This is a genomic window from Pseudomonas sp. XS1P51, assembly GCF_054897845.1.
Genome location: NZ_CM142707.1, coordinates 877,999 through 892,102, shown reverse-complemented (window position 1 = coordinate 892,102; position 14,104 = coordinate 877,999). Strand labels below are relative to the sequence as shown.

The window sequence follows — 14,104 nt, the reverse complement described above, 5'->3', positions numbered from 1 at the left end:
GAGAAAAACCCGCGACACAAGTTCGTTTTTTTCTAGGCGCATGCTAGGTTGTACGATGACCGATGAGCTATCTCTTTTGCTCTTCGTTCAGACCACCCACAACAACAAGGAAACACCCATGAAAAAAGTGAAACTGCTGATTGGTTTTCTGTGCATCTTCAGTGGATACGTGGCGGCAACCCCTTCCTCAGGCGAGAACGACGTCGCGCAAGCCGTCGATCACCTGACTCAAGCCATGTTGAAAAAGAACATTCCAGAACTGAAAGCGCTGACCGCCGAGAACCTCACCTACGGGCATTCCAGCGGGAAGATCCAGGACAAAAAAGCGTTCATCGCCGATATCGAAACCGGAAAAAGTGCGTTCAAGACACTGGAGATGCAAAACCAGACCATCACCGTGTCCGGTGACGTCGCGCTGGTTCGCCACCACTTCTCGGCACAAGCCCTCAAGGGCACCGAAGTGGTTCCAACGGAAATCGAGAACTTCCAGATCTGGCAAAAACAGAAAGGCAAATGGTTGTTGGTAGGTCGGCAGGCGTTCAAGTTCTGACTGTTACGTAATGAAGGGGACGGGGTTGTCAGAACGCCGTCCCCTTCTTCTCAAACCGCAGCCGTGTCATCGTCGATGATCTTCAGCCACGGCCAGCGCTCCTGATAACTTCGCGCCTTCTGAACAAACAGATCATGCTGCTTGTTGAGCGGATTGTTCCGCAACAGCCCTTCTTCGACATCGCTCAAACCGTAAGGCGCATACACCTCGCCCGACACTACATCCAGGCCGATGCACGTACCTGCAATCAAATATCGGTCGATGCCATCCTTTGCCCTCAGAAGCCTGGGATACGCCCCGCCAAATCGCTGACCGTACCAAAGGTGAACCCGCGCCTGATTCTTGATTTCGACCTTCACATCGAGGTCGTGAAAGAGGTGGCGCGCGAGCTCGATGACTTCGTTCTCCGCCTCCCACGACACGTCTTCATCAAAGTAGAAAACGTCGTAATCCTTGACGCCCCAAGCGGCGGGAAGGCCGGTTTGATGATTCCAGACCGCCTGAAAAAGGCAGCCTGCCGTCAGCATGCATTGGTTCAGGCCGAGTGAAGGCAAGCGGCGGGCAATCTCGGCGTTGGCCGGATTGGTCATCGCGATCTCAATCAAACGTTCAGTGGTCAACGTCATGCTGGCTCCCTGTGTGGCGTCAATATCCTGGGACTGACGATACATCAAAAAGGCTGCCGAAAGACCGCATGCGTGTGTTTCCCTCAACTCGCCAGCCCGCTACAGTGCCGCGACCAGAAACACGTCTGACCCGAAAGCGTCGTGGTACGAAATAGAGAATCGCTGAACACGAAAAAGCCCGCACAAGGCGGGCTTTGAAAATCGAGTAGGTGGCCAGCGCTGGTCTCTGGCTTACAAGGTTTATCAGGAGTCCCACAGAACAGTTTTGTGCTCTTCTGCTTCACACGGCATAAGGGCTGGATCTCAGCGCGGAGATCTTTCTAACCGTGTACCCTTTGGAACGCGCCCCACGTTTCCTCGCTATCCGCTTTGCGCATCAGTCTGCGTCTTCACCTACAAGTTCAAGCCTAGCAAAAAGCTCGAAGCGCTGGCCGGTATTTTTAGACCGATTTCATTCTTGCGCAGGAGCGGCAGGAATGAAAAAGCCTATCGATCGCCGGATACTGGTCTGCCCTTGGCAAGGATGAAATTGACGCTCACGCGAGCACGGGTAAATACTCGAATGCCACGTGAGGCCATCCCGGCGGGTGGCGCGTTCACGGGCAATTCACTGATGGAGGACCGCACCATGACGACGCGAACTGAAACGGCCATTCTGGCCGGCGGCTGCTTCTGGGGCATGCAGGATCTGATCAGGCGCCAGCCCGGCGTGATTTCCACTCGGGTGGGCTACTCGGGCGGTGATGTGCCCAACGCGACTTATCGCGACCATGGCACACACGCCGAAGCCATCGAGATCGTGTTCGATCCGGACCGGACCACCTATCGCCAGATCCTCGAGTTTTTCTTCCAGATCCACGACCCGACCACGAAGAACCGTCAGGGCAACGATGTCGGGACAAGCTACCGCTCGGCGCTCTTCTATCTCAATGACGAGCAAAAGCGCGTGGCCGAAGACACCGTGGCCGACGCGGATGCCTCCGGCCTCTGGCCCGACAAGGTCGTCACTGAAGTCACGCCCGCCGGCCCGTTCTGGGAGGCAGAGCCGGAACATCAGGACTATCTCGAACACTACCCCAACGGTTACACGTGCCATTTCATCCGGCCGAACTGGAAGCTGCCCAAACGAGGCTGAGCGCGATTGGCGTGGGTCTGTCCGACAACCATGGCTCCACAGCCGGGATGCGCACGTCCTGGCTGATCCCGTGCGTCACTCATGTTCACTTATCGATGGACATCCTCTAGGCTTTCGCACTCGCTTCGCCCAACAATACGGAAATCCGATGCGCGTCGAGAAAGCCTGCCAACGAGAACCGATATGAGAACCCATTTTGAGACAAGTGATGCCTCTGAACCCAAGATCCAGCGTGATGGAAATTTTTACCGCATCTCCCATCAGCAGCCGGCGGTGACAGCATGATCGAAGTCACCGAGGTGTCCATCGCCGAACTGCGTGCTGCGCTCGAATCTGGCCGAACAACGGCGGTTGAGCTTGTCCAGGCTTACCTCGCCAGGATCGATGCCTACGACGGCCCCGACACGCCCACTGCCCTCAACGCGGTGGTGGTTCGAAACCCCGAGGCACTCAAGGAGGCGCAGGCGTCCGATGCCCGTCGGGCCAAAGGCGAGACGCTGGGTCCGCTCGACGGCATCCCCTACACCGCCAAGGACAGTTATCTGGTGAAGGGGCTCACCGCCGCCTCTGGAAGTCCCGCCTTCGCCAACCTGATTGCTTATCGCGATGCGTTCACGATCGAACGGCTGCGCGCCGCTGGAGCAATCTGCCTGGGCAAGACCAACATGCCGCCCATGGCGAACGGCGGCATGCAGCGCGGGGTCTACGGCCGTGCCGAGAGCCCATACAACGCCGACTACCTCACCGCCCCCTTCGCATCGGGCTCATCGAACGGCGCGGGTACGGCCACCGCTGCCAGTTTCGCGGCATTCGGCCTCGCGGAAGAAACCTGGTCGAGCGGACGCGGTCCTGCCTCGAACAATGGCCTGTGTGCCTACACGCCTTCGCGCGGGGTGATCTCGGTGCGCGGAAACTGGCCGCTGACGCCGACGATGGACGTTGTCGTGCCGTTTGCCAGAACAATGGCGGACCTGCTCGAAGTGCTCGACGTGGTGGTCGCGGAGGATCCCGACACACGGGGCGATCTGTGGCGGATGCAACCCTGGGTGCCCATTCCGAGTGTCGCCTCGGTTCGTCCCGCGTCCTATCAGGCACTTGCCGCGAAGCCCGATGCACTCACCGGCAAGCGCTTCGGCATCCCGCGCATGTACATCAACGCCGATCCCGAAGCAGGCACCTCTGATGCGCCTGGTATTGGTGGCCCGACAGGGCAGCGAATCAACACGCGCCCCTCCGTGATCGGGCTGTGGGAAGAGGCGCGCCGGGCACTCGAAGCCGCCGGTGCTGAAGTGGTCGAGGTCGATTTCCCGCTGGTCTCCAATTGCGAGGGTGATCGTCCTGGGGCGCCGACCGTGTTTAATCGGGGCCTGATGTCCAAAGAGTTCCTTCATCATGAGTTGTGGGACCTGACGGCCTGGGCATTCGATGATTTTCTTCGGGCCAACGGCGATCCCGAATTGAATCGCCTGGTGGACGTGGACGGACCTCTGATCTTCCCGCACGACCCCGGCACCCTGCCCAACCGTGAGGGGGACCTTGCCGCAGGCATGGACGAGTATGTGCGGATGGCCGAGCGCGGCATTACGCCGTGGGATCAGATCGTCACCGTGCCGGACGGCCTGCGCGGTCTTGAGCAGACGCGTCGAATCGATCTTGAGGACTGGATGGATCGGCTGGGACTCGATGCCGTGCTGTTCCCGACAGTCGCCGACGTCGGGCCGGCGAACGCCGATGTCGATCCGACGTCTGCGGATATCGCGTGGAGTAACGGCGTATGGGTCGCCAACGGCAACCTCGCCATCCGCCACCTGGGCGTTCCTACGGTCACGGTGCCGATGGGCGTCATGGCGGACATCGGCATGCCGGTCGGGCTGACATTTGCCGGTCGTGCCTATGACGATTCGACGCTGCTGCGCTTGGCCTCGGCGTTCGAGTCGATCGGGACGAAGCGGTTGATTCCGCCTCGAACCCCTCCCCTGTAGCCTTTCATGCCCCATAAAAAACCCGAAATCATTCGGGTTTTTTATGGGGTGATTGGCGGTTAAAGCAGCGAGAGTGTGTAGTTAACGATAAAGCGATTTTGATCGACATTGCGACCTGCGTCGGTGTTCGACTTGCCGTTGCGCACGCTGAAACCAAGCCCCTTGAGCGTGCCCGATTGCAGCACGTAGTCCAGGGTCATATCGCGCTCCCATTCGGACTGATCGCCGGCGTTGCGGACCTTGATGTCCGTACCCTTCAGATACACGATTGAAGCTTTCAAACCCGGCACGCCCAACGGCGCGAAGTCATAGGTGTATTGACCGAAACTGGTCTGCTCGCCTGCACGCGTAAAGCTCTGGATCATGCGGTCAGTGGGCAGGTAGACGCTGCCGCCACCCGCACCTTTGTCCGTCAGGCTGCCCTGGTTGGGCTGGACGAAGTTGCTGCCCTCACCCACCCGTTGATGTCCCAGCGAAACCGAGTGGCCACTGTTCGCGTAGGTGATCATCGCGACCCAGGTGTTATTGTCGATTTCACCGTTGTTGTCATCGGTATAGCCCGAGACGCGGTAGCCTTGCGCTCTGCCTGCGGCGGAGCTGTTTGCACCGGTCGACGTTGTGCGGAAGTACCGCAGGTCGGTGGTGAACGAACTTTTGCTGTCGATCGGCAGCACGTGTGTCAGACCGAAGAAGTTCTGGTTGTAGAAATCTTCCATCTGCGCGAAGTAGTACTGAGCCTTCAGGTCCTTGGTGATGTTGTAGTCACCGCCGGCGAAGTAGAACTTGTTGCTGTCCTGAGTGCTGCCTGCGACCGACAGACCGGTACGGTCAGTCGAGGCACGACCGACAGCATGCTCAAGCACACCACTCGTCAGCATCAGGCCATCGATGTCGTTCGAGGTGATCTGGGCGCCGGTGAACGATTGCGGCAATACACGGGCATCGTTCGAAATCAGGATCGGCAGTTTTGGCAGCAAGGTGCCGTAGCGCAACTCTGTTTTTGCAATGCGCATCTTCGCCGTGGGACCGAAGCTGCTCCAGGAATCGGCAGCACCGTCGCCGTCAGTCGGGATCATGCCGCTACCGACGTGGCGGCCGGCACCGCTGTCCAGCGTGATGCCGAGCAACGCCTGCGCATCGAGGCCGAACCCGACAGGGCCTTGAGTAAACCCAGACTCATAGCGCAGCACAAAACCCTGTGCGGCCTCTTCGGTTTTCGAAGGGTCATCTGTGCCGTCGCGGTTATCGCTGTTGAAATACAAGGTGCGCATCGAGAGCGTGGCTTTACTGTCCTCCAGAAAACCGTGCGCCGCAGAGTCGGCTGCCTGTGCGCCCATCGAACCGGTGGCCAGCAAGAGTGCTGTGGGGATTGCTCGCTTAAACATACGGTGCTCCTGTGTGATTTTTTATCGTTCTTTGCAGGTTTTAACGATCGCAACCTGCCGGTGGCCCCCAACACCGGCGCGCACAATGACGCGCCCAATGAGCGACCATGAGCATTGAAATGTCGGAAGCGATCGAAGTGTTTGAGCGGCTGGCGCTCTACGGTTCGGGTCAGATCAGGTAAGAAAGACCCACGGTCAGACCGAAGGCGACCACCGAGATGATGGTTTCGAGCACGGTCCAGGTCTTGAAAGTCTGGGCGACGGTCATGTTGAAGTATTCCTTGATCAACCAGAAGCCGCCGTCGTTGACGTGGGAAAAGATAACCGACCCCGCGCCCGTCGCCAGCACCAACAACTCCGGGTGCGGATAACCCAGACCAATGGCCACCGGCGCGACGATGCCCGACGCGGTGGTCATGGCCACGGTCGCGGACCCGGTGGCGATGCGCATCAACGCGGCGAACAGCCAGCCCATGATCAGCGGCGACAGGTGGAATTCATCGGCCAGGCTGACGATCTGGTTGGTCACGCCGGCGTCCACCAGAATCCGGTTCAAACCGCCACCGGCGCCCACCAGCAAGGTGATGCTGGCGGTCGGCGCCAGGCATTCGTTGGTGAACTTGAGGATCGATTCGCGGCTGAAACCCTGGGCGATGCCGAGGGTCCAGAAGCTCAACAAGGTCGCCAGCAGCAAGGCGATCACCGAGTTGCCGATGAACAGCAAAAACTGGTTGAAACCGCTGCCCGGCGTGGAAATCAGGTTGGCCCAGCCGCCGATCAGCATCAGCACCACCGGCAGCAAAATGGTCGCCATGGTGATGCCAAAACCCGGCAGGCTGTCGCGCGGTTCGCGGTCGAGGAACTGATGCTCCAGCGGGTTATCCGCCGGCAGTTGAATGCGCGGCACGATGAACTTGGCGTACAGCGGGCCGGCGATGATCGCGGTCGGAATGCCGATCAGAATCGCGTAGAGCAAAGTCTGCCCGACCGACGCCTGATACACCTGCACCGCCAGCATCGCCGCCGGGTGCGGCGGCACCAGCGCATGCACCACCGAGAGCCCGGCGACCATCGGCAAGCCGACCATCAGGATCGACACCCCCACGCGTCGCGCCACGGTAAACGCGATCGGCACCAGCAACACAAAACCGACCTCGAAGAACAGCGGCAGCCCGACCAGAAACGCGATGCAGACCATCGCCCAGTGCGCGTTTTTCTCGCCGAAGCGGTCAATCAAGGTGCGCGCCACCTGCTCGGCGCCGCCGGACTCGGCCATCATCTTGCCGAGCATCGTCCCCAGCGCCACCACCAGCGCAATGTGCCCCAGGGTTTTGCCGACCCCCGCTTCGTACGCGCCGACCACGCCGGACGGCGGCATCCCCGCCAGCAGCGCCAGGCCGATGGACACCAGGGTGATCACAATGAACGGATTGAGTCGGTAACGGGCGATCAGAACGATCAGCGCGATGATGGCAATGGCGGCGTACACCAGCAGCCAATAGCCGAAAGACAGGGTCATGCGGTACTCCTCGAAAGGGTCACGTCGAATGGGTTGTGAAACTCATAAAACATTTCGAGAGGTGATTTTCAAACGAGGAGAAAGTAATTTTCGTAGAGGGATAAGGGTTGTCGTGCAGAGGTATGGGCAGTCGCTGTTTTTGAAACTCGGTCAGGCGGATTTTCATCATGTCTGACCTGCGGAGTCAGCCCTTGACCCCCACAGCGGTCACGTGAACCGACCTGACGTGGAGCGACATGATGTCGCAATGGCCGGTTTTATACGGAAGAGACATTGACCACAAATTTTTTGTGTCTATAAGATTGATCCCTGTGCACCTGTCGGCCAACCGGCGCGCCACACCAATAAACCCTGGCGATCAGTTTCGCCAGTTATTGAAGATGGCGCTCCTTGGGCGCCGAACGTGTGGAGTGAGCGTAATGCCAGCTGCATCCCTGAGTTCTGCTACCAGCCACAACCCGTCGCAAGATTTCGATGTCCGCCCCTTGGCCGCCCCACTGGGTGCTGAAGTCTTGGGTCTCGACCTGGGCCGTCCGCTGAATGACGCCGATTTCGCCCGCATCCATCGTGCCTACCTCGATCATGGCTTGCTGATCTTCCGCGACCAACGCATAACACCCGAGCAACACATCGCCTTCAGTCGTCGCTTTGGTCCGCTGCAGATTCATGTACTCAAGCAGTTCCTGCTGGCCAACCACCCGGAAGTGTTCATCATTTCCAATATCATCGAGAACGGCCAGCCGATCGGCCTGGGCGATGCCGGAAAGTTCTGGCATTCGGATCTGTCCTACGTGGAATTACCCAGCCTGGGCGCCATGCTGCTGGCGCAGGAACTGCCGGAAGAAGGTGGCGATACCCTGTTTGCCAGCCAGCAATTGGCCTACGAAACCCTGCCTGCCGAGTTACGCCAGATCATTGATGGAAAACGCGCGGCGCATTCCTACACGGCTCGATACGCCGATGAGGTGTTCAAGGGTATCCGCCGGCCCACGCTGACTGAAGCGCAATTGGCCGAGGTCAAGCCCGTGGTGCACCCGGTTGTGCGCACCCACCCGGAAACCGGGCGCAAGGGGTTGTTCGTCAATGAGAACTTCACCACGCATATCCTCGATCTCCCAGAGGATGAGAGCAAACAGATCCTCGCCGAACTGTACGCGCACAGCATCAAGCCTGAATTCCTCTACCGCCACCAGTGGCAACCCAATGACCTGCTGTTCTGGGATAACCGCGCACTGGTCCACCTGGCTACCGGCTGCCCCAGCCACCTGCGTCGGCGCATGCACCGCACGACGATTCAGGGTGACGTGCCGTTCTGATCACGTGCCCTCATGGCACTGGCGATCAACATTTGCACGCAGCCTTGACCTACGCCTCAAAGCGCCCCGTGGCGTCACGATCGCGCTCGTATCGTCGCGTGAGCGGAAACGGCGGTAACCAGGACTCGCGACGGATGATCCAGCTTTCGTAGGTTGGTATCAGCTGGTCAGGGGCATCCAGGGAGCCCAGGTTCACTTCGATTTCGTCGGCGGTGCGGGAGAAAACGGACGAGCCGCAGCGGGGACAGAAAAACCGCCCGGCGTAGTCGCGTGTTTCGCCGTGGATCGTCACCGCCTCCTGAGGAAAAATCGCGGAAGCGTGGAAAAGCGCGCCATGATGCTTGCGGCAGTCGAGACAGTGACAAAGGCCAACCCGGTATGGGAGTCCCGCCGCCTCAATCCGGACGTTGCCGCACAGGCAACCACCCGTGAATCGGTCCATTCTGCGTCTCCTCTAAAATCAGGCGATCGGAATAAAGCGGCGTCCACGATGCTATGCCCGCCCGAGTGACTCGCCGGCATGACCTCGCAAACGACCATTATCGGTGGTTGTGAAAATAGCAGCTAAACGACTGCCAAGGGGTAAGCGGGACACGAGTGACTTATCCGGCCCTCATTACGCACAAACCAAAACGCCGCTCAAAGAGCGGCGTTTTTGCGTGTGGAGCGGGCGAAATTCACCTGTAGGTGGCGAACCTCAGGCGTTTCAGCTCCACGGACGGTCTCCATTCTCGTCCTTGATGCGGGTCGGCAGGCCCATCACATCCAGCGCCTTGAGGAACGGCTCAGCCGGCAGTTCCTCGACATTGACCATACGTCGCACGTCCCACTCGCCACGGGCGACCAGCAGGGCAGCAGCCACGGGCGGCACACCAGCGGTATAGGAAATGCCCTGGCTGTCAGTTTCCGCGTAAGCGTCTTCATGATCGGCCACGTTGTAGATGAACACCTCGCGCGGCTGGCCATCTTTGGTGCCCTTGACCAGATCGCCGATGCAGGTCTTGCCGGTGTAGCCGGGCGCCAGCGAGCTCGGATCAGGCAGCACGGCCTTGACCACTTTCAGCGGCACGACTTCCAGGCCTTCGGCGGTCTTGACCGGTTGCTCGGAGAGCAGGCCGAGGTTCCTGAGGACGGTGAACACATTGATGTAGTGTTCACCGAAGCTCATCCAGAAACGCACGTTGGGCACGTCGAGGTTCTTCGACAGCGAGTGCACTTCATCGTGGCCGGTCAGGTACAGGTTCTGCGCGCCTACGACTGGCAGGTCGTCGGTGCGTTTGACTTCGAACATCGTGTTGCTGGTCCACTGACTGTTCTGCCAGCTCCACACTTGTCCGGTGAATTCGCGGAAGTTGATTTCCGGGTCGAAATTGGTGGCGAAATACTTGCCATGGGAACCGGCGTTGACGTCGAGAATGTCGATCGAATCAATGCGGTCGAAATACTGTTGCTGCGCCAGCGCCGCATAGGCGTTGACCACACCCGGGTCGAAACCCACACCGAGAATGGCGGTGATGTTCTTCTCTTTGCACTCTTCGAGGTGGTTCCACTCGTAGTTGCCATACCAGGGCGGCGTCTCGCAGATTTTGCCCGGTTCTTCGTGAATGGCGGTGTCCAGATAGGCCACGCCGGTGTCGATGCAGGCACGCAGCACCGACATGTTGAGGAAAGCGGAACCGACGTTGATGACGATCTGCGATCCGGTTTCGCGGATCAGCGCCTTGGTCGCCTCGACATCCAGAGCATTCAGCGAGAAAGCCTTGATGTCGGCGGGCTGCTTGAGGCTGCCCTTGGCCTTGACGCTGTCGATGATGGCCTGGCACTTGGAGATGTTGCGCGACGCGATAGCAATACGACCGAGTTCATCGTTGTGCTGCGCGCACTTGTGGGCCACCACCTTGGCGACACCTCCTGCACCAATGATAAGCACGTTCTTCTTCAATTTTTCTCTCTCTCCTTCTCTGCCAGCTTACGAAAGGCTGGACATGTAGTCGTTGTAACCAAACTCACGAACCACCTCGACGCTACCGTCGAGTTGTTTCACTACGATGGACGGCATTTTCAGGCCGTTGAACCAGTTCTTCTTGACCATGGTGTAACCCGCTGCGTCGATGAACGACAGCCGATCGCCGATGGCCAGCGGACGATCAAATTGATACTCACCGAAAATGTCTCCGGCCAGGCAGGATTTGCCGCACACCATGTAGGTGTGTTCGCCCTCGCTGGGCGCCAGCTTGGCATTCAGGCGATAGATCAGCAGATCGAGCATGTGGGCTTCGATAGAGCTGTCCACGACGGCCAGGTGCTTGCCGTTGTAGAGAGTGTCGAGCACGGTGACTTCCAGCGACGCGCTCTGAGTGATGGCCGCTTCGCCCGGTTCCAGGTAGACCTGCACGCCGTATTTTTGCGAGAAGGCCTTGAGGCGCGCGCAGAATGCGTCCAGCGCGTAGTCCTCACCGGTGAAGTGGATGCCGCCGCCGAGGCTGACCCACTCGACCTTGTGCAGCAGATGACCGAATCGTTCTTCGATGGTGCACAGCATCTGGTCGAACAGGTCGAAATCGCCGTTCTCGCAGTTGTTGTGGAACATGAAGCCAGAGATCTGCTCGATGACCTGCTCAATCTTCACTGGGTCCCACTCGCCCAGGCGGCTGAACGGCCGCGCGGGGTCGGCCAGCAGGTAATCCGAGCTGCTCACCTGCGGATTGACCCGCAGACCGCGCACCTTGCCTGCTGAAGCCTCGGTATAGCGCTGCAACTGGCTGATGGAGTTGAAGATGATCTTGTCGCAGTTGGCGAGCATCTCTTCAATCTCGTCGTCGGCCCAGGCCACGCTGTAGGCGTGAGTTTCGCCCGCGAACTTCTGTCGACCGAGCTTGAGCTCGTAGAGCGACGACGACGTGGTGCCGTCCATGTATTGCTCCATCAGGTCGAACGCCGACCAGGTGGCGAAGCACTTGAGTGCCAGGAGGGCCTTGGCCCCGGACTGTTCGCGCACATAAGCGATCTTCTGCATGTTCGTCAGCAGCTTTTGTTTATCGATGAGGTAGTACGGCGTTTTGATCATTTCGAGGCGCCTCCGGCAAGGCCAGCCAAAAAAGGATGCGCATTGTGCCTTCACTGGCTACATATCGAAAGAGCAGAAAGCGCTCTCCACGCGAAGCGCGGCTCACTTGAGGTCGCAAGCACCTTGAGCCGGGCCAGCGTCAACGGCAGCTTTAACGACCGTCGGTCCCCTCAGCCTCCTCAAACAGCCACGGCAGCTTTACCAGGGCTGCCATGGAACGCACCGATCGCTTTAACGACCCCCACGACAATCAGTGTGATGCCGATCGCTTCAGGCGCCGTGGGCCAGCGGTAGTAGAACAGCAACCCCAGGCAGATAGCGAAAACCATCTCCATTGACAGCAACTGGCTGGCCAGTGTCATGGGAAGGCGTTGGAAGCCGCCGTCGTGCATGACTCCGATGCGTCGAGGGGGACGTTGAAGGTGTCTGCGCCCAATGCGCTCGGCCAGTACCATGTGGTGCCTGCCGAACCTGGCGAACTGGCCGACCACTCATGCTTGAAACTCAATTTTGAAAGCCGCTTCAACGACTGGGAGTTTTCCGCTTCCACCAGCAGGTCGATTCCGATCGAAGGAAGTTTTACCTGCAACAGTCTCGACGCAATTCGCACGCTATGCCTGGCAGGTACGGGCATCGCCCGCCTGCCCAAGTACATGGTGAACGAGGATGTGCATGCCGGACGACTGATACCGCTGCTGCAGGCGTTTTCGCACCCGACCACCTCTGCCATTTATGCGCTCAGGGCGGCTGGCGATTATGTTCCGGCCAGAACTCGCGTGTTCATCGCATTTCTCGCCGAACGCCTCACGGCAGCTTGCTTGAATGAACACCGCGCCTCACAAAAACCCTGGTGCCCTCAAGACCTGCGGTGAGACAAGACGATCTGCACAGTTCTCAATACGTTCAGAACCCAAGAGCGTGGAATCAAGGACAACAATATCTGCACTCCCAACGTAAACCGCGTCGGGGTGTTGAATAGCGTTCGTCACCCACACTATTGGAAGCCTATGTCATGAAAACCTTAAGCATTGAGAACTACAGACCCAACAACGCCTCCGGAAAATTATCGCTCGGGGTTAAAACCACTGCGATTGGAACCTACGGCGCCTACTTTGCGCTCGCCGTCATTTACTTCTGGTTCGGCGGCATGAAGTTCACCCACTATGAGGCACAGGGACTGGTTCCGCTGGTCAGCAACAGTCCTTTCCTGGGTTGGGTCTATGACATTTTCAGTGTCGATACCTTCTCCAGTTTACTGGGCATCCTGGAGGTTTCGATCGGTGTTCTGATTGCAGGTCGCCTGCTGTCACCAAAGTTTTCATTGATCGGTGGCGCGTTGTCTGCCGGACTGTTTTTCACGACTTTGAGCTTTATGTTCTCGACACCCGGCGTGATCGAACCAGGCCTCGGTTTTCCAGCGATTTCGGTTGCGCCGGGCCAGTTTCTCCTGAAAGACATAGGGTTGCTTGCCGCTTCCATATTCGTGGCCGGCCATTCTCTGACTGAGTTGGAAAACCGTTAAACCGATGACTCTCCTCCCGGGATGGCCTGAAACAGTTCGACGTTTTCAGGCTATTACCCCATCAAGAGAGTTCGACCCCCTCGCCTGCCAGATCTTTCATCCAGTCCCGAGGGCTGTAGCCCGTCTTGCGACGAAACGCACGAGCAAGCGCCGAAGGGCTTTCATAACCGACCTCGGCGGCGATGAGCGTAATCGGCCGCCCTTCACGCAGACGCTTCTGCGCCAGGCTGATACGCCAACTCAACAGATAATCTGCAGGTGTCTGCCCTATAACGCCCCGGAAATGCGCGGCATAGGCCGCCCGTGACATGTTCGACTCGCTCGCCAGCTCCGCAATCGACCAGGCACGATCAGGTGCGTCATGCATCTGTACCAACGAGCGCGCCAGCCGCGAATCGGCCAGTCCGGCCATCATGCCGGTACGCAACTGGTGGTGGTCGAGGAGATGTCGAAACAACAATATGATCAGCAGTTCGAACAAGCGATTCAGCGCTGCCTCCCTGCCACAATGTCCGGCGGCCGCCTCAACGAACATCCATCTGAGTGTATCGGCCAGCTGCGGCAGCTCATCCAGGGACAGCACCAGAACGTCGGGTAACGAAGCCGACAACGGGTTATCGACCCCGCCCTCAAACTCCATTGACGCACACAATAGTTGAGCGCCCTCGGGCTCACCGGCGAACAATTGATGCCGGCTTGGGCGTGGCAGAAAAATCAGACTGGGCCGGGTCAGCAGCAAGTCCTTGCGATCGGGCCCCTGCAACGTGACGGTACCTGCCTGCAGCAGGTGAATATGACCGCGATGGTCAGCGCCATCGTATGCCGCTATGCCGCAAAGCTTGCCGTTGTAAAACAGGTTGGCGCGCACGCCGAACTGCGACAACAAGGTAGACAAGCGATCCATGGGCAATCTCGTGGCGAGATAGAGACGATCAGTATCCTATCACCGACGGTTTGCGGTCCAATTGAACGCCTGCTCCATCGCTGCCTTTATCGAAAAGC

Annotated in this window: 14 protein-coding genes; 6 read left to right on the top strand and 8 right to left on the bottom strand. The window is 58.8% G+C overall.

All coding sequences use genetic code 11. The annotated features are described in order from the left end of the window. Nucleotides 1-118 precede the first annotated feature (118 nt). The gene (locus ACYZUD_RS04190) at nucleotides 119-550 is read left to right on the top strand and encodes a nuclear transport factor 2 family protein (RefSeq protein WP_462022748.1); all 432 of its coding nucleotides are present in this window, start codon (nucleotides 119-121) and stop codon (nucleotides 548-550) included. A gap of 50 nt (nucleotides 551-600) precedes the next feature. Here ACYZUD_RS04190 and ACYZUD_RS04185 read toward each other — a convergent pair whose 3' ends face one another. Then, a complete protein-coding gene (locus ACYZUD_RS04185; RefSeq protein WP_462022747.1) occupies nucleotides 601-1,176 on the bottom strand; it encodes a nucleotidyltransferase family protein in 576 nt (191 codons plus the stop codon). Between the two features lie 628 nt (nucleotides 1,177-1,804). On the opposite strand from ACYZUD_RS04185, the gene msrA reads away from it, so the two are divergent. Both msrA and ACYZUD_RS04175 read left to right on the top strand, forming a co-directional pair. Then, complete coding sequence (msrA, locus tag ACYZUD_RS04180) at nucleotides 1,805-2,311, top strand: peptide-methionine (S)-S-oxide reductase MsrA (protein ID WP_462022746.1); 507 nt, start codon at nucleotides 1,805-1,807, stop codon at nucleotides 2,309-2,311. Nucleotides 2,312-2,592: 281 nt separating this feature from the next. Next, nucleotides 2,593-4,293, top strand: coding sequence for an amidase (locus ACYZUD_RS04175; protein ID WP_462022745.1), 1,701 nt, complete (start codon nucleotides 2,593-2,595; stop codon nucleotides 4,291-4,293). 59 nt (nucleotides 4,294-4,352) lie between these two features. On the opposite strand, the gene ACYZUD_RS04170 is transcribed toward ACYZUD_RS04175, so the two are convergent. Continuing rightward, entirely contained in the window at nucleotides 4,353-5,678 is a 1,326-nt protein-coding gene (locus tag ACYZUD_RS04170) for an OprD family porin (protein ID WP_462022744.1), read from the bottom strand. A gap of 169 nt (nucleotides 5,679-5,847) precedes the next feature. Next, nucleotides 5,848-7,197 carry a GntT/GntP/DsdX family permease gene (locus ACYZUD_RS04165; RefSeq protein ID WP_462020935.1) on the bottom strand — a complete coding sequence of 450 codons (1,350 nt, stop codon included), beginning with the start codon at nucleotides 7,195-7,197 and terminating at the stop codon, nucleotides 5,848-5,850. 419 nt (nucleotides 7,198-7,616) lie between these two features. On the opposite strand from ACYZUD_RS04165, the gene ACYZUD_RS04160 reads away from it, so the two are divergent. Next, nucleotides 7,617-8,513, top strand: a complete 897-nt coding sequence (locus ACYZUD_RS04160; protein WP_462022743.1) for a TauD/TfdA dioxygenase family protein — start codon at nucleotides 7,617-7,619, stop codon at nucleotides 8,511-8,513. Between the two features lie 49 nt (nucleotides 8,514-8,562). Here the strand turns inward: ACYZUD_RS04160 and ACYZUD_RS04155 are convergent, their stop codons facing one another. The 4 genes from ACYZUD_RS04155 to ACYZUD_RS04140 form a co-directional block, all read right to left on the bottom strand. Further along, entirely contained in the window at nucleotides 8,563-8,955 is a 393-nt protein-coding gene (locus ACYZUD_RS04155; protein WP_462022742.1) for a GFA family protein, read from the bottom strand. 264 nt (nucleotides 8,956-9,219) lie between these two features. Next, entirely contained in the window at nucleotides 9,220-10,455 is a 1,236-nt protein-coding gene (locus tag ACYZUD_RS04150; protein ID WP_462022741.1) for a saccharopine dehydrogenase family protein, read from the bottom strand. A 27-nt stretch (nucleotides 10,456-10,482) separates the two neighbouring features. Continuing rightward, complete coding sequence (gene nspC / locus ACYZUD_RS04145; RefSeq protein ID WP_462022740.1) at nucleotides 10,483-11,580, bottom strand: carboxynorspermidine decarboxylase; 1,098 nt, start codon at nucleotides 11,578-11,580, stop codon at nucleotides 10,483-10,485. A 179-nt stretch (nucleotides 11,581-11,759) separates the two neighbouring features. Next, nucleotides 11,760-11,942: a hypothetical protein gene (locus ACYZUD_RS04140; protein WP_462022739.1), complete on the bottom strand. Its 183-nt coding sequence runs from the start codon at nucleotides 11,940-11,942 to the stop codon at nucleotides 11,760-11,762. A 9-nt stretch (nucleotides 11,943-11,951) separates the two neighbouring features. Between ACYZUD_RS04140 and ACYZUD_RS04135 the strand changes: the two genes are divergently transcribed. Beyond that, nucleotides 11,952-12,452 (top strand): LysR substrate-binding domain-containing protein, encoded by a 501-nt coding sequence (locus ACYZUD_RS04135; protein ID WP_462022738.1) that lies wholly within the window; start codon nucleotides 11,952-11,954, stop codon nucleotides 12,450-12,452. 140 nt (nucleotides 12,453-12,592) lie between these two features. Then, nucleotides 12,593-13,102: a YkgB family protein gene (locus ACYZUD_RS04130; RefSeq protein WP_462022737.1), complete on the top strand. Its 510-nt coding sequence runs from the start codon at nucleotides 12,593-12,595 to the stop codon at nucleotides 13,100-13,102. A 61-nt stretch (nucleotides 13,103-13,163) separates the two neighbouring features. Here ACYZUD_RS04130 and ACYZUD_RS04125 read toward each other — a convergent pair whose 3' ends face one another. Next, nucleotides 13,164-14,006 carry a helix-turn-helix domain-containing protein gene (locus ACYZUD_RS04125; protein ID WP_462022736.1) on the bottom strand — a complete coding sequence of 281 codons (843 nt, stop codon included), beginning with the start codon at nucleotides 14,004-14,006 and terminating at the stop codon, nucleotides 13,164-13,166. Nucleotides 14,007-14,104: the final 98 nt, after the last annotated feature.

Bases quoted from the DNA above. Each gene is read 5' to 3' on its own strand.
- ACYZUD_RS04190 (WP_462022748.1), top strand. From the start codon at position 119: ATGAAAAAAGTGAAACTGCTGATTGGTTTTCTGTGCATCTTCAGTGGA.
- ACYZUD_RS04185 (WP_462022747.1), bottom strand. From the start codon at position 1,176: ATGACGTTGACCACTGAACGTTTGATTGAGATCGCGATGACCAATCCG.
- msrA (WP_462022746.1), top strand. From the start codon at position 1,805: ATGACGACGCGAACTGAAACGGCCATTCTGGCCGGCGGCTGCTTCTGG.
- ACYZUD_RS04175 (WP_462022745.1), top strand. From the start codon at position 2,593: ATGATCGAAGTCACCGAGGTGTCCATCGCCGAACTGCGTGCTGCGCTC.
- ACYZUD_RS04170 (WP_462022744.1), bottom strand. From the start codon at position 5,678: ATGTTTAAGCGAGCAATCCCCACAGCACTCTTGCTGGCCACCGGTTCG.
- ACYZUD_RS04165 (WP_462020935.1), bottom strand. From the start codon at position 7,197: ATGACCCTGTCTTTCGGCTATTGGCTGCTGGTGTACGCCGCCATTGCC.
- ACYZUD_RS04160 (WP_462022743.1), top strand. From the start codon at position 7,617: ATGCCAGCTGCATCCCTGAGTTCTGCTACCAGCCACAACCCGTCGCAA.
- ACYZUD_RS04155 (WP_462022742.1), bottom strand. From the start codon at position 8,955: ATGGACCGATTCACGGGTGGTTGCCTGTGCGGCAACGTCCGGATTGAG.
- nspC (WP_462022740.1), bottom strand. From the start codon at position 11,580: ATGATCAAAACGCCGTACTACCTCATCGATAAACAAAAGCTGCTGACG.
- ACYZUD_RS04140 (WP_462022739.1), bottom strand. From the start codon at position 11,942: ATGACACTGGCCAGCCAGTTGCTGTCAATGGAGATGGTTTTCGCTATC.
- ACYZUD_RS04130 (WP_462022737.1), top strand. From the start codon at position 12,593: ATGAAAACCTTAAGCATTGAGAACTACAGACCCAACAACGCCTCCGGA.
- ACYZUD_RS04125 (WP_462022736.1), bottom strand. From the start codon at position 14,006: ATGGATCGCTTGTCTACCTTGTTGTCGCAGTTCGGCGTGCGCGCCAAC.